Origin of the sequence: Campylobacter parajejuni, assembly GCF_046764905.1 — a bacterium.
Classification (GTDB): Bacteria; Campylobacterota; Campylobacteria; order Campylobacterales; family Campylobacteraceae; genus Campylobacter_D.
In genome coordinates this window covers 135,123-155,618 of sequence record NZ_JBKORB010000002.1, presented here as the reverse complement: position 1 = coordinate 155,618, position 20,496 = coordinate 135,123, and the positions used below count along the sequence as shown (strand labels likewise).

Sequence of the window (20,496 nt, the reverse complement as noted above, 5' to 3'; positions counted from 1 at the left end):
ACAAAATTAGAAAAAAAGGGAGGGTGAATTTATAAAATCAGCATACCATCGCCGTAAGAATAAAAGCGGTATTTTTCTTTTATGGCAAGTTCATAAAGCTTTAAGCACTCCTCTCTACCGATAAAGGCTGAAACTAGCATAATAAGAGTGGATTTTGGCAGATGAAAATTGGTTAAGAGATGATTTTGTCTTAGGGGCGGGTTTTGTGGGTGTAAGAAAAGATTGCAAAAACCACTTTTTGTTTTAGTTCTTATGTAATATTCTATGGTTCTTGTTACGGTTGTTCCCACGCCTAAAATGGCTTGTTTAGAATCTATAATTTCACATGCTCTCTTAGGAATGTCAAAAAATTCGCTATGCATCTTATGTTCTTTTATATTTGCACATTCTACGCTTTTAAAAGTTCCCGCACCCACATGCAAGGTCAGCTGATAAAATTCGTGTTTTTTGGCTAATTTTTCAAGCATAGCCTCACTAAAATGCAAACTTGCCGTAGGTGCTGCTATGGCACCTAAATTTTTTGCAAAAATGCTTTGATAGTCGGTTAAATCGCTTTTTTCATCTTCTCTTTTGATGTAGGGTGGTAAGGGTATGTGTCCTATTTTTTCAAGCAAGGTATAAAGTTGCGAAGGAGATAAAATTTCATCATTTCTAAAAAATTGCACCTTGCGAAGACCGCAAGCTAAAAGCTCTTTAACTTCAGCCTTTAAATTTTCATCAAAATGCAGCACTTCGCCTATTTTTACACGCCCTTTAATTTGAGCTAGAAAAAGTTGATTTTGAGAATTTAAAAAAGCTTGATGGAGAAAAAGTTCTATTTTCCCCCCACTTGTTTTTTTGCCATAAATTCTCGCTTTAATCACCTTGGTGTCATTGAAAAATATAGCACAATCAGGCAAAAAATCTTGCAAATTCCCAAAAGTGCTATGAGAGATTTGCTTGTTTTTTCTGTTAAAAACTAAAAGCCTAGCTTCTTCTTTTGGATAAGTAGGATAAGTAGCAATGAGTTCATTAGGCAGGGTGTAATCGTAGCTTGAAAGAAGCAAGTCTTTTTTATTCTTCATCTTTTGGAGCGGGATTTATTTTTTGCACGATTAGGATAGAAAGCCCATAAAGCCCGCAAAGTGGTCCTGCCATTAAAAATTGGGATAAAACATCAGGCGGGGTCATAAAGGCTGAAAAAACAAAGATGACTAAGATAGCCACACGAAAATGGCGTTTTAAAAAGCTATCATCGATAAGCCCAATTTTAGCAAAGAAAAAGGCAAGCACGGGCATTTCAAAAGCCAAACCAAAGGCTACAACGACCTTTGTGAAAAAATCCACATAAGCTCCTAAGGTAATGACAGGATTAAAATCTTCATTTAAACCGAAATTAATCAAAAATTTAAAAGCCAAAGGCACGACTACAAAATAGCAAAAACAAGCCCCCAAAGCAAACATAAGGCTTGCAAAGCTGACAAAAGGCACTACAAGGCGTTTTTCATTGTCATAAAGTCCCGGAGCTACAAATTTCCAAAATTGCCAAAATATAACAGGCAAGGAAAAAATAAAAGCCCCAAAGAAGCTGACTTTCATCGCAGTAAATAAAGCCTCTTGCACTTCGATGACATTGATATGTTTAGCAACATCAGGTAAAACGGCTATGAGTGGGGCTTTTAAAATATCTAAAATATAGCTACGCAAGGCAAAGCATACTATAAACATTACTACAATACAAGCAACGCTTATAAAAAGGCGTTTTCTAAGTTCTATTAAATGAGGTTTTAATTCTTCAAACATTTTTTTCCATTTTATTTTGTGTTTCCAACTTACTAAGCTTAGGTTTTTCTTCAGTATTTAAAAGTGTCTCGTTATCTTTTATAGCTTCGTCCTTGTCATCTTTAGCTCTGCTGTCAAAGGTTAAATCCACCTTCGTTTTATCCAAAATATCTCTTTTAAGCTCATCAAATTCTTCAAAGCTCAGTTTTTTGCGTATGTTTTCATTTGCACTTGAGAATTCATCTTGGTATTTTTTAGCTTCTTCTTTTAAATCATTGATGCGTATTTCTTTTTCTATGCTGGATTTTGCATCGTCTATATTGCGTTTTATGGCTTTAAAAATTTTTGCGATTTGTATGATGGTTTGAGGAAGTTTATCAGGACCTAAAACCAAAATCGCCACAACTAAAATAACTATAATTTCACCAAAACTCATTAATACTCTTTTATGATTTTTAATCAAGCATTTTACTTAAAAAAGCTTAAATTTAAGATGAGAGATATAAAGCAAGCTCATCGCTAATGAGAAAATTAGGATTAAAATATCTTTGATTTTTGTAAAAAAGTTTTTTTTCTTTTAACAAAATATCAATTTTTTCTTGTTGTAAGCTATCAAGTTTGCTCTTTTTGATACCAACTATACTTCTAAGACCTAAAAATAAATGCTCCAAATTTAAATCTTTCAAGCTTAAAGGCTCTATTTTTCTAAAAGTAGGCTTTGCGATATACTCTTTTAGACTTTTAGCTGTGTAAAAACGCTTATCCTTGCAAAAGCTTACCGCACTCAAACCACAGCCTATATAGTCCAAACCCTGCCAATAGGCAAGATTGTGCTTACAGCTATGATTTTCATCTTTGGCAAAATTGCTGATTTCGTATTGAAAAAAACCAAGACGCACAAGCTCTTTTATAAAAAATTTCATCAAATTCGGTGCGTTTTTCTTAAAATGTTCTTTTTTACTAAAGGCTGTGTTTGCTTCTATGCTTAAATTATAAGCACTAAGATGTGTGATGAGAGCTTTGATTTTTTCTAAATTTAAAAGTTCAAATTCAAGCATTTTTTTATCGTCTAATTTCGTATCATAGATTAAATCCACATTGATATTTGAAAAACCTGCTTTATTAGCATTTTCTAGGGCTTTAAAAATCATTTGTGGGCTGTGAATTCTACCTAGAAATTCAAGTTTTTTAGTATGAAAGCTTTGCACTCCAAAAGAAATGCGGTTTATCCCTAAATTTTTCATAGTTTTAAGCCAAATGGCTGTGGCTGAATTGGGATTGGCTTCGCAAGAAAGCTCTGCGTCTTTAGCCAAAAAAGGCTCTAAAATTTCAAAGATAGGTTCATAATACCTTGCCCAAATACAACTTGGCGTCCCTCCTCCTATAAATAAAGTTTTAATTTGCTTTGCTTGGATTTGAAACTGCTCTAAATGAAAGCAAATATCTTCCTTTAAAGCTTTAAAATAAGCTTTTTCATAGTCCTTTTTTTTCAAACTTGTAAAAGCACAATAATGACACTTGCTTTCGCAAAAGGGAATGTGGATGTAAAAATACATAAAAACCTTCGCTAAATTTTTTCTCATTTTAATAAAAATTTGATTTGATTTAGGTTAAAATTGTATCCTTAAAATTTCAAGGATAAAGATTAGTGGAAAACGAGAAAAAATACAGACCCAATGTTGCAGCCATTGTTTTATCAAGTGCCTATCCTTTTGAGTGTAAAATTTTTATAGCTAGAAGAAGTGATATGGAGCATATTTGGCAGTTTCCACAAGGGGGTATTGATGAAGGCGAAAGCACTAAGAGTGCTTTATTAAGGGAGTTAAAAGAAGAAATAGGCACCGATGAGGTGGAGCTTATCGCTGAATATCCTAGCTGGTTAAGTTATGATTTTCCAAGTAAAATTGTCAAAAAAATGTATCCTTATGATGGGCAAATTCAAAAATATTTTTTAGTGCGTTTAAAGCAGGGTGCCACGATTAATATCCATACCAAAAATCCTGAATTTGATGATTATCGCTTTGTAAGTGTAAGAGAAATTTTTGAGATGGTTAATCATTTTAAAAAAAATATTTATATTAAAGTCATCAAATATTTTGAAGAGAAAGGTTATATCTAAAATGCTTATAGTTCAAAAATATGGTGGAACAAGCGTTGGAACACTTGAGCGTATAAAAGCGGTGGCAAATCGGGTTATTAAAAGCGTAAAAGAGGGCAATCAAGTTGTTGTTGTAGTGTCTGCGATGAGCGGGGTAACAAATACCCTTATCGAACAGGCTGAGTATTTTAGCAAAAACCCCAATGCTAAAGATATGGATATGCTTTTAAGTAGCGGTGAGCGGGTCAGTTGCGCCTTACTCTCTATCGCTTTAAATGAAAAGGGTTATTCTGCTATATCTTTTTCAGGCAGAAAAGCAGGCATTATCACAGATAGTGTTTTTACCAAGGCTAGAATTCATCATATTGATACCAAAGCCATTTATAATGAGCTAACTCAGGGTAAAATCGTAGTCATAGCAGGCTTTCAAGGTGTGGATGAAAAAGGCGATGTAACCACGCTCGGACGGGGTGGAAGTGATTTGAGTGCGGTGGCGTTAGCGGGGGCTTTAAATGCGGATTTATGTGAGATTTACACTGATGTTGATGGGGTTTATACAACCGACCCTAGAATAGAACCTAAGGCAAGAAAACTGGATAAAATTTCTTATGAAGAAATGTTAGAGCTTGCCAGTTTAGGTGCAAAAGTCTTACAAAATCGCTCCGTGGAACTTGCGAAAAAATTAAATGTAAATTTAGTAACCAGAAGTAGTTTTAATGACAATGAAGGAACAATGATAACAAAGGAAGATGGAATGGAACAAGCTTTAGTCAGTGGCATAGCCTTAGATAAAAACCAAGCAAGAGTAACCTTAAGAAATGTAGAGGATAAACCGGGCATTGCGGCTGAAATTTTTTCGGTTTTAGCCAATGAAAATATTAATGTAGATATGATTATACAAAATGTAGGCGTGGATGGAGCGACAAATTTGGGCTTTACCGTGCCTCAAAATGAGCTTGACTTAGCCAAAAACGCTATGCAGAAAATTTTAAGCTCAAAAACAAGCATAGAAAGCGATAGTGCTGTGGTAAAAGTATCTATCGTAGGAGTGGGGATGAAATCACACTCAGGTGTAGCCAGTAAGGCTTTTAAGGCTTTGGCTAATGAGAATATTAATATAGGTATGATTTCTACTAGTGAGATTAAAATTTCTATGATAGTGCATGAAAAATACGGCGAATTAGCCGTTCGTGCCTTACACGAGTGCTATGGACTTGATAAATAAATGAGTGATTTTTTAAGTTTTACTCTTGAAAATATCCGCAATGGCGGGGCTTTTATGGCTTGGATGGAATCAAGACGCTTAGAATGGGCGCCTTTGATGGCTGCAAGATTAAAATATCTTTTAGAGGGTCGTAGTTTTGTTTTGATGTGTGATGAGCAAAGGTCTTGGTATGAAGAGTATTTTTTAAAAAATATCAACGCTAAGGCAAATCGCCCTATGCTTCCTTTCGTGTCTTTAAATTCTCTATGTAAAAAAAAGGTGCAAAATGCTGAAGATATAGCCTTGCTTAATGATTTGCTTGACATTTCTTTTCCTAATGGCTATGTGTATTTTTACATAGGCAGTGCCGCTGATAATAAGGCTTTAATCGCAAAATCAAAGGACAATAGTCTTTTGTGGCTTTTTGATGAGCAATTACAAGATAGCTTTTATCTTAGCTCTAAAGACAAGGACTTAGACCTTAAGCTTATTAGTTTGTATAAACTTTTTGATGTGAGTTTGGATGCGATTTTGTTTTCTAAGGTTCAAATTTAGGAACTTGCTTTGTTTGTGAGTAAGATTATTATCAGTGAAGATTTTGCAGGCATTAAAGAAGAGATGATAAATCATTTTGGTATAAAAAAATTAAGATTTTTTATGCCACACAATGAGTTTTTACTCGGCGATGCAAGGGAAGTTGAAAAAGAAAGCTATATAGCGGAGAGTGAAGAAAAAATCATTGTTTTGATGGCGAATTCTTATAGGATAGAAGCACAAAATTTCTTACTTAAACTTCTTGAAGAGCCTCCAAAAAATATCAAATTCCTCATAGTCGTTCCTTCTAAAAATCTTCTTTTGCCTACCATCAAATCGCGTCTTATTTGTGAAAAACGCAAGGAAGCAAAGCAGGAGAAAAAATTAGACTTAGAACTTGAAAAAATGGATTTGAAAATGCTTTTTGACTTTGTGCAAAAAAACGAAAATTTAGATAAGAATGAACTTACAGAGCAAATTGCTTTGCTTGCAAAAGAATGCGTTAAATACAAAGATTTTAACGCTAAGGAGCTTGAGTTTTTTTATGAAAGCTATGAGCTTGCAAGATTAAATTCCAAAAGTGGTGTGCTTTTGGCGACTCTTTTGTTAAATTACTATACAAAGAAATAAAATGCAGTTTTTTAAAATCAATGCCAATACCGATTTTAACCTGCTTTGTCCCTTTATAAAGCCTCATAAAATAGGACAAAAGCTTATGAGTGAAAAAACGCAAATTCATTTTATTTTGATAAAAAATATCCCCACAGCTGCGGCAAATATTTTAAAACAAGATGCCCTAAGAGTAGGAGCCGAGCTTGTAACGCATAAAGAAATTATTACGGCTAAAATCACACATTCAAACGCTCTTTTAATGGCAACAAAAGAGCAAATTCAAAAACTTATCGCCAAAGAAAAACTTCAAGATTTTGGACTTAAAAATTTGGCTAGTTTTTTACAAAAGGATTTCTTAAAACCCAAAAAAGCCCAGCTTATGGCAGTGATGAATATCAATGAAGATAGTTTTAATGCAAAAAGTCGTGTGAGCGAAAAAGACTTTGAAAAAAATCTTAATGATTTTCTTGTTTTAAAGCCCGATTTTATCGATATAGGAGCGGTAAGTTCAAGACCGGGAAGTCAATACTGCGGCAAGGAAGAAGAATTTAGAAGGCTTAAAAATATTTTGGATTTAATCTATGAAAAAAAATACTATGAAAAAGCTATTTTTAGTTTGGATAGTTTTGATGAGTATTGCTTAGAATACGCTTTGAATAAGGGCTTTAAGCTCATTAATGATATTACAAGTTTAAGAAATCTTAATCTAGCCAAGCTTGCAAGTAGCTACGGGGCAAAATATTGCTTAATGCACATGCAAAATAATCCAAGCAATATGCAAGATAATCCTTATTATGAAGATTTGCTTGATGAGATGACTTTGTTTTTTAAGCAAAAGCTTGAAATTTTAGAGAGTTTAGGGGTAAAAGAAAGTATTTTAGATGTGGGTATTGGCTTTGGAAAAAGTGCCGAGCATAATATGCTTTTAATCAAGCATTTAGAACATTTTTTACAATTTAACAAGCCCTTACTCATAGGAGCAAGCCGTAAAAGTGTCATCAATGCTTATTTTCAAAGCGAAGTTAAGGAGCGTTTATCAGGCACTTTGTATTTGCATTTAAAGGCTTTTGAAAATGGAGCTAGCATTATAAGAGTGCATGATTTATACGAGCATAAACAGCTTTTTGCTTTAGCAGAGGCTATGGATAGCGTAGGAGTTTAGATGACAAAAGAAGAGTATTTAGAAAAAATTGCTTTGGCTAATTTATGGATGAGAGCGTATTATGAAAACGATGAGCCTTTAGCCAGTGATGAAGAATATGACGCTTTGATTAGAGAGTTAAGAGCCTTTGAAGAGCAAAATAAAGATGCAATTTCACAAGATTCTCCAACTCAAAAAATAGCACCCACTTTACAAAGTGAGTTTAAAAAACTTAGCCATTTAAAGCGTATGTGGTCGATGGAAGATGTTTTTGATGAAGCAGAGCTTAGAGCTTGGGCAAAAAGAGCAAGAAGTGAGAAAAATTTTTTTATAGAACCTAAATTTGATGGGGCGAGTTTAAATTTGCTTTATGAAAATGGAAAATTAATAAGCGGTGCTACTAGGGGTGATGGTGAAGTGGGTGAAGACATAACGCTTAATGTTTTTGAAATAGAAAATATCCCTAAACATATTGCTTATAAAGAAAGGATAGAAATTCGCGGCGAAGTGGTGATTTTAAAAGATGATTTTGAAAAAATCAATGCAAAAAGAGCCGAGCAAAATCAAAGTTTATTTGCAAATCCACGCAATGCAGCAAGTGGGAGTTTAAGGCAACTTGATACAAGCATTACTAGAACAAGGAATTTGAAATTTTATCCTTGGGGAGTGGGGGAAAATAGCTTAAATTTTGCCAAACATAGCCAGATAATGGACTTTATCAGGGGGCTTGGTTTTTTAAAGGATGATTTTGTTAGGGTTTGTAAGGATTTAGACGAGGTTTTAAAAGCCTATGATGAGCTTCTCACCTTAAGGGAAAAAAAGCCTATGATGATGGATGGAATGGTCGTAAGAGTTGATGATATGGCACTTTGTAACGAACTTGGTTATACCGTGAAATTTCCTAAATTTATGGCGGCTTTTAAATTTCCTGCCCTTGAAAAAACTACGCGTTTAATAGGCGTGAATTTACAAGTAGGAAGAAGCGGAGTGCTTACTCCTGTGGCGGTTTTAGAGCCTGTAAATTTGGACGGGGTTGTGGTAAAATCAGCCACACTTCATAATTTTGATGAGATTGCAAGATTGGATGTGAAAATTAATGATTTTGTAAGCATTATAAGAAGTGGCGATGTGATACCTAAAATCACTAAGGTTTTTAAAGAACGCAGGGAAGGCTTGGAGATAAGCATAACACGACCTAAAATTTGTCCCACTTGTCAAAGTGAGCTTTTGGATGAAGGAGCCTTGATAAAATGCCAAAATATCGATTGTGAAGATAGGCTTGTAAATTCTATTATCCATTTTGTTTCTAAAAAATGTTTAAATATAGATGGACTAGGCGAAAATATAGTCCAGCTTTTGTATAAAAACAAAAAAATCACTACGCTTGAGAGTATTTTTCGCTTAAAATTTAGCGATTTTGAAGGTTTGGAAGGCTTTAAAGAAAAGAAAATTAATAAGCTTTTAAATGCCATTGAGTTGGCTAAAGAATGTGAGCTTTTTCGTTTTATCACGGCTTTGGGTATAGAACATATTGGAGAAGTTGCGGCTAAGAAACTTAGCCTTACTTTTGGCTTAGAATGGCACAAACAGAGTTTTGAAGCTTATGCGAATTTGGAAGGTTTTGGAGAGCAAATGGCTAAAAGCTTGGATGAATTTGTGCGTGTAAATTGCCTAAGAATAGATGAGTTTTACAAGCTTTTAAAGTTAAAAATAGAAAAACTAGAGCTTAAAAATGATAGTGCGTTTTTGGGTAAAAGCTTTGTGATTACAGGCACACTTTCGCGTCCTAGGGCTGAGTTTGAAACTTTGATAGAAAAACTTGGGGGTAGGGTAAGTGGTTCGGTTTCTAAAAAAACGGATTTTTTGCTTTTTGGAGAAGAAGCAGGCTCTAAACTTGCTAAAGCTAAAGAGCTGGGTGTAAAATGTATAGATGAGAATGCCTTTAATGAGCTTATTAAAGAATAGCTTATATCTTTTAGTTTTACTCAGTCTTTTTGCCTTTTTACTCACTTGGACAAGGATTGCATGAGATTTGATTTTTTCGTTTCAAAGCGTTTAAATATCAGCAGAAATAAAGCTTTAGAACTTATAGAAAATGAAGAAATTTTGCTTAATGGCAAAAATTTTAAAGCTTCTTTTGATGTGAAAAAATTCTTAGAGAATTTGATAAAAAAACAGGGTTTAAATCAAGATGAGCTTTATTTGTCAAAGGATTTAAATTTGAAGCTTTTGAGTGAAATTTATGTTTCAAGAGCGGCTTTGAAACTTAAAAATTTTATTAAAGAAAACGAAATTAAAATCGCTGGTAAAAATTGTTTGGATATAGGTTCTAGCACGGGCGGTTGGGTGCAAATTTTGCTTGAGAATAAGGCTTTGAAAATCACTGCTCTTGATGTGGGAAATAACCAACTTCATCCTAGTTTAAGAGCCAATGAAAAAGTGATTTTTTTTGAAAATACAGATTTAAGAGTCTTTAAAAGCGAAGAAAAATTTGAGCTTATCACTTGTGATGTGAGTTTTATTTCGCTTAGAGTTTTGCTTTTTTATATAGATAAATTGGCTTTAAAAGAGCTTATTTTGCTCTTTAAACCCCAGTTTGAAGTGGGAAAAAATGCTAAAAGAGATAAAAAAGGCGTTTTAAAAGATGATAAAGCGGTTTTAAAAGCGATGGAGAATTTTGAGAAAGAATGTGCTAAATTGGGTTGGCTTTTAAAAAGCACTCAGGCTTCTTGTATCAAAGGAAAGGAAGGTAATGTTGAATATTTTTACTACTATACCAAAAATTAATATTACTTCTTTAGCTATGGGTTGTTTTGATGGTATGCATTTAGGGCATTTAAAACTGGTGCAGGCTTTAGATGAAAAAGGCGTTTTGCTTGTGATAAATAAATACAAGGGCAATATACTTTGCTCAAACGAAGAAAAAGAAAAAATTTCAGGCAAAAAAGTCATAGAGCTTGATTTTGAAAGTATAAAATCCTTAGATGGTAAAGATTTTTTAAGTTTTTTGAAAAAGGAATTTGTCAGTTTAAAACTCATAGTGGTGGGTTATGATTTTACTTTTGGGAAAAATAGGGCTTATAAAGCCACAGATATTGAGTCTTTAAGCGGGATAAAAACCATAATAATCGATGAATTTAGCATAGAAAAAATCCCCGTTCATAGCCGTGTGATTAAGGATTTTTTAGCAAAAGCGAATTTGCAAAAAGCAAGGGAATTTTTAGGAAGAAATTACAGCATCAAAGGAAAAATGATTAAGGGGCAAGGGCTTGGTTCTAAAGAGCTTTTTGCAACTATAAATTTAGATTGCAAGGCTTATTTTTTGCCTCAAAATGGCGTTTATGCTAGTTTATTAAAAAGTCGAAGAAAAATTTACAAAAGCGTGAGTTTTTTAGGCGTAAGAACAAGTGATGGGAATTTTGCCGTAGAAAGCCATATTTTAGAGGAATTGGATGAAAAATTTACGCAAGGTGAGTTTTTTGAGCTTGAATTTGTAGCTTTTTTAAGAGAAAATCAAAAATTCCAAGATTTACAAAAACTTAAAATTCAAATCGCCAAAGACATAGAACAAGCTAAGCAAGTATTAAGGAAAAATGATGAAAGATGAACTTTTTAAGCAAAGCCCTAAAAAACAATTCGAATTTGATAAAAGTGTCGCCAGTGTTTTTGATGATATGATTCATCGTTCTGTGCCTTTTTACAAAGAAAATTTAGAGCTTTGTGGAACTTTGCTGAGTAAAATTTTGCCTATAAATGCAAGTATTTGTGATTTGGGTTGTTCAAGTGCTAATTTTTTGATTTTTTTAGCTCATTTAAGAAAGGATTTTAAACTTTTTGGCGTTGATAATTCTGCTTCTATGCTTGAAGTTGCAAGGTCTAAAATAAAGGCTTATGGCTTGAAAATAGAATTTTTTGAAGCGAATTTGAGTGAGTTTAGTTTTTTTGCTTGTGAGGCTATTGTAGCACATTATACTATGCAATTCATTCGTCCGCCCAAAAGACAGGCTTTAATCGATAGCATTTATCAAAAGCTAAATACAGGCGGGGTTTTTATAATGAGCGAGAAAATCCTTTATGAAGATGCTTTTTTGTCAAAAAATATGATTGAGCTTTATGCGGATTATAAAGAAAAGCAGGGCTATTCTAAATTCGAAATTGCGAGCAAAAGAGAGGCTTTAGAAAATGTTTTAATCCCTTATAGTCAAAAAGAAAATTTAAATATGCTCCAAATTGCCGGTTTTAAAAGGATAGAAAGTATTTTTAAGTGGGCAAATTTTGAAAGCTTTATCGCTTTTAAGGATTAGAACCTTCTTTATCTTCCCATTCATCCTTTGGAAAGCCTACTTTATAGGCATTGACGCAGTCTTGACTGATGATGGCTTTATCCCTGCATTCTAGACTTCTTTTTTTGGCAATTTCAGGGTGGTTTTGATAGTATTCCACACTTTTAGTTTGCTCACAAGCCATAAGGCTAACAATGATTAAAAGGGTAAGAAAAATACTTAGTTTTTGCATTTATCAAGCTCCTAAAATTTTTAATATCTTAGCAAACTTATATAAAGCCATGATAAATTATTTTTCTTCATTGTAAGAAAAGATAGGTAAAGACCATTGGTATTTAATAGCCAAAAGTCTTGCGATAACCCCTATAAAAAGGGTGATGAGTGTGCAAATTAGGGCATTAAGCTCAAGCCAAACGATGAGTGCGTAGTAAAGCCCTCCTGCTATGATAGCAATTCCAGCGTAAATTTCTTTTTGAAAGACTAAGGGAATTCTCACGCATAAAATATCCCTTAAAATTCCCCCAAAAACCCCCGTAATTACAGCCGCACAAATGGCTATGATAAAGCCGTGCTTTTGTGTGATAGCCACTTGGGCTCCTAAGATACTAAAAACCACAAGTCCCACAGCATCAAGGGTCAAAAATAAACTCTCAAGCTTAGTTACTACGCGTGGAATTTTTGTCGCTATAAGGGCGCAAAAACAAATAAGTAGGACATATTCAGGGTGTTTTACCCAAGTTAAAGGATAATGCCCCAAAAGCACATCACGAATGCTTCCACCCCCAATAGCCGTTACTAGTGCGATAAACATTACCCCAAAAAGATCCATCTTATGACGCCCCGCAGCCAAGGCTCCTGTCATTCCTTCTGCACTAATGCCTATGATATAAAGAGTGGTTATGGTAAGAGCATTTATTTCCATAATTTATGCCTTAAAATTTATCACATTGAATTTGATATGTTTTAATATTTTCATCATTTACTTCGTGGTTTGGGACCTTATAGCATTCTTTAAATTTTGGAGCTTTGATGATTTTTATATAAAAACTGGGTATGGCGATATGATTTTTGATGTGTTTTGGATTTTCATCATAGAGTATGAGATTTAAAACTTCAACGCTTTGAAATTTTAAAGCCAAAATTCTTTCTCTTTTTTCTATTTCATTCCAAATTTTATTGTTGATTTGTGCGTTTTGTGGGGTAATATTACTCATTAAAAATACGGAATTTTGAGCAGCCTTGCTAAAACTAAAAGAAGCATTAGGTGCGATATGTCCGCGTGTAAAACCGCTGTTTTTATAATCACTCCAAGTAGTGCGGTATTTTTTAGGAATATTTGTATCATCTTCAAAGCGTGGACGTTTTTTAATCTGTTTAGCATTTAAATTCTTAGCTTCTAGGCTGTAAGCTACTGCTTTTGTGCCTTTAAGTTTATAATCATAGCAATTTAAATAAAAAAATTTATTTAAAACTTGTGAGCAATTCATAGGGTTAAAATAAGAAGAAAAATCAGCACTAGCCTTATAAGCTTCTAGGGCAAAGGCGTGAAGTGTAAGACTTATTAAAAAGATAAAAATTTTCATCCAAGCTCTTTGTCTTTGCTCTTGCAAAGATGGTTTAAAAAACATTCTTTGCATAAGGGTTTTTTAGCCTTACAGGTATAGCGTCCAAAAAGCACCATAGCTTGATGAAGATAGTTAAGATTGTCTTTGAAAATGCGTGTCAAATCCTCTTCTGTGGCTTCTGGGGTCTTTGCCTTGCTAAGGTTTAGGCGGTGAGAAACTCTAAAAACATGAGTATCCACAGCCATAAAATTCGCCCCGCACCATTCGATTAAAACCACATGAGCGGTTTTTTGTCCCACTCCTGCTAAGGATTTTAAATCCTTTTCATTTAAAGGAATTTCAGCGTTAAAATTTTCACAAACTGCCTTTGCCATTTTTATAAGATTTTGTGCTTTATTGTTAAAAAAAGAACAGCTTTGTATATAGCTTCTAAGGCTTGATAAATTAGCATTTGCAAGGGCTTTGACATCGGGATAGGCTTTAAAAAGTTCAGGCGTTATGAGATTGACCCTTTTATCCGTGCATTGGGCTGAGAGCATTACACAGACTAAAAGTTCATATAAATTTGAAAATTTAAGTTCTGTAACGGGTTTTTCAAAATGTTTTAAAAAAAGTTCTTTGATTTGTAAATTTCTTTTCATTTTTTAATTTTAGTTAATTAGCTTTAAACCAAGTTTAGATATAATTGATTTCATACTACATTTTATTAAAAAGGAAACCCAATGAAAAAATTTTCTTTAGTCGCAGCAGCTTTGATTGCAGGTCTAGCTTTAAATGTAAATGCAGCTACAGTAGCTACCGTAAATGGTAAGAGTATTAGTGATACGGAAGTAAGTGAGTTTTTTGCTCCTATGCTTAGAGGACAGGATTTTAAAACCTTGCCTAATGAGCAAAAGAAAGCATTGATTCAACAATACATTATGCAAGATTTGATTTTACAAGACGCTAAAAAACAAAATTTAGAAAAAGACCCGCTTTATGCTAAAGAGCTTGAGCGTGCAAAAGAGGCTATACTTGTAAATGTTTATCAAGAGAAAATTTTAAATACCATTAAAATTGATGCAGCTAAAGTAAAAGCTTTTTACGAGCAAAATAAAGACAAATATGTTAAACCCGCAAGAGTGCAAGCTAAGCATATTTTAGTAAGCACTGAAAAAGAAGCTGCTGATATTATTGCCCAGCTTAAAAATTTAAAAGGCAAAGAATTAGATGCTAAATTTAGCGAACTTGCTAAAGAAAAATCAATCGACCCGGGTTCAAAAAATCAAGGTGGCGAACTAGGATGGTTTGACCAATCCACTATGGTAAAACCTTTTACAGACGCTGCTTTTGCACTGAAAAATGGCACTATCACTACAACTCCTGTTAAAACGAATTTTGGTTATCACATCATATTAAAAGAAAATGCACAAGCTAAGGGTCAAATCAAATTTGATGAAGTAAAACAAGGCATTGAAAACGGACTTAAATTTGAAGAATTTAAAAAAGTTATCAATCAAAAAGGACAAGACCTTTTAAATAATGCTAAAGTGGAATACAAATAATGGGGGTTTTAAACATTGTAAAAGCAGGGGTAGTTAGCGGTAATGAGCTAAATAAAGTTTATGATTATGCTAAAGCAGAAGGTTTTGCCATTCCTGCTGTGAATGTTGTAGGTACCAATTCCATCAATGCGGTTTTAGAAGTTGCAAAAAAGGTCAATTCCCCCGTCATCATACAATTTTCTAATGGGGGAGCGAAATTTTATGCAGGAAAAAATTGTCCTAATGCTGAAGTTTTAGGAGCCATTAGTGGAGCCTTGCATGTGCATTTATTAGCCAAAGCTTACGGGGTGCCTGTGATTTTGCACACAGACCACGCTGCAAGAAAACTTTTACCTTGGATTGATGGGCTAATCGAGGCTAATGCCGAGCATAAAAAAACACACGGACAAGCTTTATTTAGTTCTCATATGCTTGATTTAAGCGAAGAGGATTTGGAAGAAAATCTTAGCACTTGCGAAAGCTATCTTAAAAAGCTTGACGCCTTAGGCGTGGCACTTGAGATAGAGCTTGGTTGCACGGGCGGGGAAGAAGATGGGGTGGATAATACAGGCATTGATAATTCCAAGCTTTATACCCAGCCTGAAGATGTGGCTTTAGCCTTTGAAAGACTTGGAAAAATTAGCGATAACTTTTCAATCGCAGCAAGTTTTGGAAATGTGCATGGGGTTTATAAGCCCGGAAATGTAAGCTTACAGCCCGAAATCCTTAAAAATTCGCAAAAATTTGTTAAAGATAACTTTGCTTTAAATACGGATAAGCCTATAAATTTTGTATTTCACGGCGGTAGTGGTAGCGAGTTAAAAGACATTAAAGCTGCGGTGAGTTATGGCGTGATTAAGATGAATATTGATACTGATACCCAGTGGGCTTTTTGGGACGGGGTGCGTGAATATGAGCTTAAAAATAGAGCTTATTTGCAAGGGCAAATTGGAAATCCTCAAGGCGATGACAAGCCAAATAAAAAATACTACGACCCTCGTGTTTGGCTAAGAAGTGGCGAAGAAAGTATGGTAAAACGCCTTGAAATTGCTTTTGAAAATTTAAATTGTATCAACAAAAACTAAGCCTTCTGGCTTGGTTTTAGTTTAAAAATTTTTACGCTTTAAGAATTTTTAAACTAAAATTAATGGAGTATTTGTTTTATGGATATTAAATCAGATGAAATTTCAGAACTTGTTTTGCCCGAAGGCAAAGACGCAAGGGGTTCTTTAGTTTATTTAAAAATTATTTTTATTCCAGCTTTTCTTTATATTTTAATTTTATTGGGTTATTTTAATATCATTGATTTTAAGGTCCAGTTGCATACAGCTATAATGACAGGCGTGATTTTTTTTACAGCATTGATTTTTGCTAGACATAGTGCTGAGTATGCTTATAGTATCTTCGAACAACAAAAAGACGAATTTAAACAAGCTTTAAAACGCCATATTATGAGACATTTTCTAGCCATTGGTAAGGATACAAAGTCCAATGCTAATTTTGATGATTTTGCTTATGCTTATATCAAAGGCTCAAGAAATGAGAATTTTGCCAGTATAGGTTCAGCAATCTTTCCTATGATGGGAATTTTGGGCACCTTTATCAGTATAGCCTTGTCAATGCCCAATTTTAATTCTAGCGATACAGCGGCTTTAGAGCAAGAAATTGCAGTTTTGTTAAGTGGAGTAGGGACAGCTTTTTATGTTTCTATTTATGGAATTTTTCTTGCCTTATGGTGGATGTTTTTTGAAAAATATGGCAAAAGTAAGATAGAGCGGCTTTTAAATCGTCAAAAAAATGCTACAAGCGGATTTTTTTGGACTAAAGAAGAGCTTGACCAAAGGTATCTAAGCGAGAGTTTGCAACATTTTGAAAAAATTGGAGCTATTTTTAAACAAGTGAGCAATAATGATTTTTTTGCAGAGCTTGACCATGCAATTGATAGAAAATTTGGTATTTTTCAAGATATGCTTAATGTAGAAGAAAAGGCTATAAGATTAAGTAGTGAGCATATTAAGCAGAGTATGAGTGAGCTAAGTAAGGCACAAAGAGACCAAAGAGACCTCGGAAAGCTTTATAGTGAAATGCTAAATGGTATAGGCTTACTCAATCAAAATTTAAAAGAAATCAATACAAGAATGAGTGAGCAGTATAATAGGTTGCTTAATATCAGTAGCGATAAAATTCATCATTTTGATAAAACCTTAAGTTCTTTTGATGAAAAAGTGGAGCGTTTTGGGAAGAATTTTGAACTCTATGAAAAAGCGATGTTAGAAGCTCAGGAAAAGGTCTTTGAAGGGTTTAAGGCGAGTTTGTTTGAGGGTATGCAGAGCTTTAAAGAAGTGTATGAAGAAGAAAAAAGCATAGATGAAAAAATTAAAATGATGAATGAGCTTAAAAAAGAAATGAAAGCACTCGATGAAGAAACAAGCCAAGCAATGAATAAGCTTTGCAAAGATGAAAATCAGAATAAAGAAAATGAAACTAAACCAATGGAGGATTTTTTAGCTAAGAGCGAAGAAAATCAAGATGAAATTCAAACACAAATATCTAAGCCAGAAAGCCATGATGAGTTAAAAAACGAAGATAAAGAAAATAAATGAAGTCAAAAGAAGATAGTAATTTTTGGATAGCTTATGCGGATTTGATGGCAGGTTTGCTCTTCGTTTTTATTTTGCTAATAGGTGCTATCGTTGTAAAATATGTCTTAACTCAAAGCGATTTAAAAGAAATTAAAGATAGTCTTAACAAGCAAGAAGCTAGGTTAGAAGAAAGCAAAGAAGAGCTTAGAAACAAAGAAGCCATAGTGTTTAAGTTAAGCTCTGATTTAAATAATGCTTCTAGTGCTTTAAATCTTGTAAATTCTCAAAAGGCAGAACTTGAGGCTAATATCACAAGCTATGAAAAATTAAGCAAGGATTTAAATTCATCTTTAGATAGTAAAGACAAGCAAATTCTTATCTTGCTTGGGCAATTGGAAAAAAAAGATGAAGAGCTTAAAAATTTAGAGGAAGATTTTCAAAAAGCCAAAGAAAAGGTAAAAAATCTTGGTTTAATTCGTGAAAATTTAAGTAAAGAGCTACAAAGCAAGCTGGATAATAATATCAGCATAGATGAGAAAACAGGTTCTATTTCTTTACCTGCTGAAGTGCTTTTCGATAAAGATTCTTATGTTTTGAAAAATGAAGCAAAAGCAAGTTTAAGAAAAATTTTAAGTGAATATTTTGATGCCATACTTGATGATTCAAAAATCCTTTCCAATATCGAAAATATCATCATCGAAGGGCATACAGATAGTGATGGCTCTTATATTTATAATCTTGATTTATCACAAAAAAGAGCTTATGAAGTGATGAATTTCATCTATACTTTTTATAAAAATGATAAGCTTCAAAAACTCCTAATGGCGAGTGGGCGTTCCTTTTCAGACCCTATTTTTGTGAATGGAGTTGAAGATAAGGACAGGAGCCGCCGTATAGAGATAAAATTTAGCATTAAAAATGATAATGCCTTAAAAGATGTAGAAAAATTCTTTGAATTCCGTTAGTCCTATACAAAAAATCCATTTCAAAGCTTTTGAATTTTATGTAAAACGAGATGATTTATTGGGCGAAATTAACGGAAACAAAGCACGAAAACTTGCCTTTTATCTCTCACAAACTTACCCTAAAAATCAGCGTTTTGTAAGCTATGGTGGGGTGCAAAGTAACGCCTTGGCGGCTCTTAGTATTTTTACCAAGCAAAGAGGCTTAGAACTCTTTTATGCTTGTGAGAAAATTCCTATTTTTCTTAAAAATAATCCTTGTGGAAATTATGCTTTGGCTTTGCAAAATAAAGCTAAAATAATAGAAAATTTAAACTCAAAGGATTTGAAGAATTTCGCCTTAGCCTTGTGCGAAAAAGATGATATTTTTATAGAGCAAGGCATTGCGAGTTTAAAAGCCGAGCAGGGTCTAAAAGAACTTGCTAAAGAACTTGAGTTGCAAGCAAGGAGTTTAAAGCTTGATTTTGACATTTTTTTGCCCTCAGGCACAGGTATTAGTGCAGCTTTTTTGGCAAAACATTCTGCGTTTAGGGTTTTTACTTGTGCTTGTGTGGGTGATGAAAATTATTTAAAAAAGCAGATATTAAGCTTGATAAAGGACTATGATTTTGCAAATTTAAAGCTTTTAAAAAGCGATAAAAAATACCATTTTGCTAAGCCTTATAGGGAATTTTATGAACTTTATAGGGATTTAAGGCAAGAATGTGATATAGAATTTGATTTACTCTATGATATGTTGGGCTTGCAAATTGTTTTAAAAAATACTTGGAAAAAACCCTTGCTTTATATTCATCAAGGTGGAATTTTGGGAAATTCCACTATGTTAGAAAGATATAAATTTAAAAAATTAGTTTAAAATCCCATAAACAAAAATGATAAGTATGATTAAAGGCACTATATATTTTACATAATAAAACCAAATTTCAAACCATAAACTTTTAAGCGTATTGTTGTTGCTAAGTTCTTTTAAGCTTTCTTGTTTGCCTAATACCCAGCCCACATAAATGCAGCAAAAAAATGCAGTCAAAACAAACAAAATATTACCACTAATAAAATCAAAACTATCAAAAATATTTTTTCCCTTAATGATAATAATATCACGCCAAGGCCCGTAAGTTAGAATACAAGGAAGATTACCAAGTATGAAGATAAACCCTAGAGTTAAATTAATAGAAAGATTTTTAGAATATTTAAATTTTTCTTCTAAAACACTAATAATAACTTGATAAATTGGTAAGCTTGTGGTTAAGGCCGCAATTAAGAGTAAAATAAAAAATAAAATACATACAATGGTGCCAAAATGGATATGAGAAAATGCTATAGGTAAAGTTTCAAAAACTAAAGAAGGGCCACTATCTGGAGCAAGTCCTGCCGAGAAAAGTGCTGGAAAAATCATAAAACCAGCCAAAATAGCTATAATAGTATTTAAAATTCCTGTATAAATAGCAGTTCTTGCCATATTTTCATTTTTGTTAAGATGAGATGAAAGTGTTATCATTACCCCAAAACCTAGAGATAGAGCAAAAAAGACCTGACCTAAAACATCGATTAAAAGTTTTGATGATAAAATTTTACTAAAGTCAGGTTCTAGATAGAATTTAACTCCAGCTACGGCACCATCAAGGGTTAGGTTACGTCCAACAACAACAATAAGACAAATCAATAGCAAAGGCATTAAAAATTTCACAGCTTTTTCTATCCCATCTATAACGCCTCTTTTTAAAATAATATAATTAACAAGCACAAAAGTTGTGGTAAAAATGCCAATTCCTAAAGGATTGAAGGCTATTTTATCGTTAAAAAATTGATGGGTAAATTCTTTACTTACTACATTGGCAAGGCTAAAATTTCCTAAAGTTAATTCCCAAATATAAACTAAAACCCAGCCACCAAGCACCATATAATAAGCCATAATGCCAAAACTTCCCAAAAGTCCCATATATCCAATACCTTGCCATTTTTTCTTAAAAGCATCGACGCTGTTTGTCATTGCTTTTCTGCCTATGACATTTTCAACCAAGATAACAGGAATGCCTATGATAATCATAGCTATACAAAAAACCAATACATAAGCACCACCACCATTTTCTCCCACAAGATAAGGAAAACGCCAAGTCGCTCCAAATCCTATGGTCGCTCCAGCAACCGTCAAGATATAAGTTAGTGTGCTGCTCCAAGTTTGTCTTTGCATTATTATCCCTTCTAAAAAAGAATTATTTTATCTAAAAATA

At 33.5% G+C, this 20,496-nt stretch carries 23 protein-coding genes and 1 pseudogene; 15 read left to right on the top strand and 9 right to left on the bottom strand.

Annotated features, from left to right (window positions below; genetic code table 11):
* Positions 1 to 29: 29 nt before the first annotated feature.
* From queA to hemW, 4 genes are read right to left on the bottom strand one after another with little or no spacing between them, the layout of a single operon-like run.
* Positions 30 to 1,064, bottom strand: coding sequence for a tRNA preQ1(34) S-adenosylmethionine ribosyltransferase-isomerase QueA (gene queA, locus ACLL8X_RS02445; RefSeq protein ID WP_411989373.1), 1,035 nt, complete (start codon positions 1,062 to 1,064; stop codon positions 30 to 32).
* Positions 1,054 to 1,782, bottom strand: coding sequence for a twin-arginine translocase subunit TatC (gene tatC, locus ACLL8X_RS02440; protein ID WP_411989372.1), 729 nt, complete (start codon positions 1,780 to 1,782; stop codon positions 1,054 to 1,056). Before tatC ends, queA begins: the two co-directional genes overlap by 11 nt.
* Positions 1,775 to 2,197: a Sec-independent protein translocase protein TatB gene (tatB, locus tag ACLL8X_RS02435; RefSeq protein ID WP_411989371.1), complete on the bottom strand. Its 423-nt coding sequence runs from the start codon at positions 2,195 to 2,197 to the stop codon at positions 1,775 to 1,777. The genes tatC and tatB overlap by 8 nt, the downstream gene beginning before the upstream one ends.
* 52 nt (positions 2,198 to 2,249) lie before the next feature.
* Positions 2,250 to 3,317, bottom strand: coding sequence for a radical SAM family heme chaperone HemW (gene hemW / locus ACLL8X_RS02430; RefSeq protein ID WP_411989370.1), 1,068 nt, complete (start codon positions 3,315 to 3,317; stop codon positions 2,250 to 2,252).
* A gap of 92 nt (positions 3,318 to 3,409) precedes the next feature.
* Between hemW and ACLL8X_RS02425 the strand changes: the two genes are divergently transcribed.
* From ACLL8X_RS02425 to cmoA, 10 genes and pseudogenes are all read left to right on the top strand, one after another.
* Positions 3,410 to 3,880 (top strand): RNA pyrophosphohydrolase, encoded by a 471-nt coding sequence (locus ACLL8X_RS02425; protein WP_411989369.1) that lies wholly within the window; start codon positions 3,410 to 3,412, stop codon positions 3,878 to 3,880.
* Position 3,881: 1 nt separating this feature from the next.
* Positions 3,882 to 5,084 carry an aspartate kinase gene (locus tag ACLL8X_RS02420; RefSeq protein ID WP_411989368.1) on the top strand — a complete coding sequence of 401 codons (1,203 nt, stop codon included), beginning with the start codon at positions 3,882 to 3,884 and terminating at the stop codon, positions 5,082 to 5,084.
* A complete protein-coding gene (locus ACLL8X_RS02415) occupies positions 5,085 to 5,618 on the top strand; it encodes a HobA family DNA replication regulator (RefSeq protein WP_411989367.1) in 534 nt (177 codons plus the stop codon).
* Positions 5,619 to 5,627: 9 nt separating this feature from the next.
* A complete protein-coding gene (locus ACLL8X_RS02410) occupies positions 5,628 to 6,227 on the top strand; it encodes a DNA polymerase III subunit delta' (protein WP_411989366.1) in 600 nt (199 codons plus the stop codon).
* Position 6,228: 1 nt separating this feature from the next.
* Positions 6,229 to 7,371, top strand: coding sequence for a dihydropteroate synthase (gene folP / locus ACLL8X_RS02405; protein ID WP_411989365.1), 1,143 nt, complete (start codon positions 6,229 to 6,231; stop codon positions 7,369 to 7,371).
* Positions 7,372 to 9,315, top strand: a complete 1,944-nt coding sequence (gene ligA, locus ACLL8X_RS02400) for an NAD-dependent DNA ligase LigA (protein ID WP_411989364.1) — start codon at positions 7,372 to 7,374, stop codon at positions 9,313 to 9,315.
* Positions 9,296 to 9,376, top strand: a pseudogene (locus ACLL8X_RS02395) (hypothetical protein); the annotation flags it as partial. The gene ligA and the pseudogene ACLL8X_RS02395, both read left to right, overlap by 20 nt.
* Positions 9,376 to 10,137, top strand: a complete 762-nt coding sequence (tlyA, locus tag ACLL8X_RS02390; protein ID WP_411989363.1) for a 23S rRNA (cytidine-2'-O)-methyltransferase TlyA — start codon at positions 9,376 to 9,378, stop codon at positions 10,135 to 10,137. The pseudogene ACLL8X_RS02395 and the gene tlyA, both read left to right, overlap by 1 nt.
* On the top strand, positions 10,103 to 10,957 hold the full coding sequence (locus tag ACLL8X_RS02385) for a bifunctional riboflavin kinase/FAD synthetase (RefSeq protein ID WP_411989362.1): 855 nt from the start codon (positions 10,103 to 10,105) through the stop codon (positions 10,955 to 10,957). The genes tlyA and ACLL8X_RS02385 overlap by 35 nt, the downstream gene beginning before the upstream one ends.
* On the top strand, positions 10,944 to 11,654 hold the full coding sequence (cmoA, locus tag ACLL8X_RS02380) for a carboxy-S-adenosyl-L-methionine synthase CmoA (RefSeq protein WP_411989361.1): 711 nt from the start codon (positions 10,944 to 10,946) through the stop codon (positions 11,652 to 11,654). Before ACLL8X_RS02385 ends, cmoA begins: the two co-directional genes overlap by 14 nt.
* Here the strand turns inward: cmoA and ACLL8X_RS02375 are convergent.
* Genes ACLL8X_RS02375 through nth form a run of 4 tightly spaced genes read right to left on the bottom strand, consistent with a single transcriptional unit; the run spans position 11,644 to position 13,839 of the window.
* Entirely contained in the window at positions 11,644 to 11,865 is a 222-nt protein-coding gene (locus ACLL8X_RS02375) for an EexN family lipoprotein (protein ID WP_411989360.1), read from the bottom strand. The genes cmoA and ACLL8X_RS02375 overlap by 11 nt on opposite strands.
* A 57-nt stretch (positions 11,866 to 11,922) precedes the next feature.
* Entirely contained in the window at positions 11,923 to 12,555 is a 633-nt protein-coding gene (locus tag ACLL8X_RS02370; protein WP_411989359.1) for a trimeric intracellular cation channel family protein, read from the bottom strand.
* A 10-nt stretch (positions 12,556 to 12,565) separates the two neighbouring features.
* Positions 12,566 to 13,216: a DNA/RNA non-specific endonuclease gene (locus ACLL8X_RS02365; protein ID WP_411989358.1), complete on the bottom strand. Its 651-nt coding sequence runs from the start codon at positions 13,214 to 13,216 to the stop codon at positions 12,566 to 12,568.
* Positions 13,213 to 13,839, bottom strand: a complete 627-nt coding sequence (gene nth / locus ACLL8X_RS02360) for an endonuclease III (RefSeq protein WP_411989357.1) — start codon at positions 13,837 to 13,839, stop codon at positions 13,213 to 13,215. Before nth ends, ACLL8X_RS02365 begins: the two co-directional genes overlap by 4 nt.
* Before the next feature lie 81 nt (positions 13,840 to 13,920).
* Here nth and ACLL8X_RS02355 point away from each other — a divergent pair, with 81 nt between their 5' ends.
* The 5 genes from ACLL8X_RS02355 (at position 13,921) to ACLL8X_RS02335 (ending at position 19,121) form a co-directional block, all read left to right on the top strand.
* Positions 13,921 to 14,742, top strand: a complete 822-nt coding sequence (locus tag ACLL8X_RS02355; RefSeq protein ID WP_411989356.1) for a peptidylprolyl isomerase — start codon at positions 13,921 to 13,923, stop codon at positions 14,740 to 14,742.
* A complete protein-coding gene (fbaA, locus tag ACLL8X_RS02350; RefSeq protein ID WP_411989355.1) occupies positions 14,742 to 15,806 on the top strand; it encodes a class II fructose-bisphosphate aldolase in 1,065 nt (354 codons plus the stop codon). Before ACLL8X_RS02355 ends, fbaA begins: the two co-directional genes overlap by 1 nt.
* 78 nt (positions 15,807 to 15,884) lie before the next feature.
* Positions 15,885 to 17,324 carry a MotA/TolQ/ExbB proton channel family protein gene (locus ACLL8X_RS02345; RefSeq protein WP_411989354.1) on the top strand — a complete coding sequence of 480 codons (1,440 nt, stop codon included), beginning with the start codon at positions 15,885 to 15,887 and terminating at the stop codon, positions 17,322 to 17,324.
* Complete coding sequence (locus tag ACLL8X_RS02340; RefSeq protein ID WP_411989353.1) at positions 17,321 to 18,268, top strand: OmpA family protein; 948 nt, start codon at positions 17,321 to 17,323, stop codon at positions 18,266 to 18,268. The genes ACLL8X_RS02345 and ACLL8X_RS02340 overlap by 4 nt, the downstream gene beginning before the upstream one ends.
* Positions 18,255 to 19,121, top strand: coding sequence for a 1-aminocyclopropane-1-carboxylate deaminase/D-cysteine desulfhydrase (locus ACLL8X_RS02335; protein ID WP_411989352.1), 867 nt, complete (start codon positions 18,255 to 18,257; stop codon positions 19,119 to 19,121). Before ACLL8X_RS02340 ends, ACLL8X_RS02335 begins: the two co-directional genes overlap by 14 nt.
* Here ACLL8X_RS02335 and ACLL8X_RS02330 read toward each other — a convergent pair.
* Complete coding sequence (locus tag ACLL8X_RS02330; RefSeq protein ID WP_411989351.1) at positions 19,113 to 20,456, bottom strand: sodium-dependent transporter; 1,344 nt, start codon at positions 20,454 to 20,456, stop codon at positions 19,113 to 19,115. The genes ACLL8X_RS02335 and ACLL8X_RS02330 overlap by 9 nt on opposite strands.
* Between the last annotated feature and the right edge of the window lie 40 nt (positions 20,457 to 20,496).

Bases quoted from the DNA above. Each gene is read 5' to 3' on its own strand.
- queA (WP_411989373.1), bottom strand. From the start codon at position 1,064: ATGAAGAATAAAAAAGACTTGCTTCTTTCAAGCTACGATTACACCCTG.
- tatC (WP_411989372.1), bottom strand. From the start codon at position 1,782: ATGTTTGAAGAATTAAAACCTCATTTAATAGAACTTAGAAAACGCCTT.
- tatB (WP_411989371.1), bottom strand. From the start codon at position 2,197: ATGAGTTTTGGTGAAATTATAGTTATTTTAGTTGTGGCGATTTTGGTT.
- hemW (WP_411989370.1), bottom strand. From the start codon at position 3,317: ATGTATTTTTACATCCACATTCCCTTTTGCGAAAGCAAGTGTCATTAT.
- ACLL8X_RS02420 (WP_411989368.1), top strand. From the start codon at position 3,882: ATGCTTATAGTTCAAAAATATGGTGGAACAAGCGTTGGAACACTTGAG.
- ACLL8X_RS02415 (WP_411989367.1), top strand. From the start codon at position 5,085: ATGAGTGATTTTTTAAGTTTTACTCTTGAAAATATCCGCAATGGCGGG.
- folP (WP_411989365.1), top strand. From the start codon at position 6,229: ATGCAGTTTTTTAAAATCAATGCCAATACCGATTTTAACCTGCTTTGT.
- ligA (WP_411989364.1), top strand. From the start codon at position 7,372: ATGACAAAAGAAGAGTATTTAGAAAAAATTGCTTTGGCTAATTTATGG.
- tlyA (WP_411989363.1), top strand. From the start codon at position 9,376: ATGAGATTTGATTTTTTCGTTTCAAAGCGTTTAAATATCAGCAGAAAT.
- ACLL8X_RS02385 (WP_411989362.1), top strand. From the start codon at position 10,103: ATGTTGAATATTTTTACTACTATACCAAAAATTAATATTACTTCTTTA.
- cmoA (WP_411989361.1), top strand. From the start codon at position 10,944: ATGATGAAAGATGAACTTTTTAAGCAAAGCCCTAAAAAACAATTCGAA.
- ACLL8X_RS02375 (WP_411989360.1), bottom strand. From the start codon at position 11,865: ATGCAAAAACTAAGTATTTTTCTTACCCTTTTAATCATTGTTAGCCTT.
- ACLL8X_RS02370 (WP_411989359.1), bottom strand. From the start codon at position 12,555: ATGGAAATAAATGCTCTTACCATAACCACTCTTTATATCATAGGCATT.
- ACLL8X_RS02365 (WP_411989358.1), bottom strand. From the start codon at position 13,216: ATGAAAATTTTTATCTTTTTAATAAGTCTTACACTTCACGCCTTTGCC.
- nth (WP_411989357.1), bottom strand. From the start codon at position 13,839: ATGAAAAGAAATTTACAAATCAAAGAACTTTTTTTAAAACATTTTGAA.
- ACLL8X_RS02355 (WP_411989356.1), top strand. From the start codon at position 13,921: ATGAAAAAATTTTCTTTAGTCGCAGCAGCTTTGATTGCAGGTCTAGCT.
- fbaA (WP_411989355.1), top strand. From the start codon at position 14,742: ATGGGGGTTTTAAACATTGTAAAAGCAGGGGTAGTTAGCGGTAATGAG.
- ACLL8X_RS02345 (WP_411989354.1), top strand. From the start codon at position 15,885: ATGGATATTAAATCAGATGAAATTTCAGAACTTGTTTTGCCCGAAGGC.
- ACLL8X_RS02340 (WP_411989353.1), top strand. From the start codon at position 17,321: ATGAAGTCAAAAGAAGATAGTAATTTTTGGATAGCTTATGCGGATTTG.
- ACLL8X_RS02330 (WP_411989351.1), bottom strand. From the start codon at position 20,456: ATGCAAAGACAAACTTGGAGCAGCACACTAACTTATATCTTGACGGTT.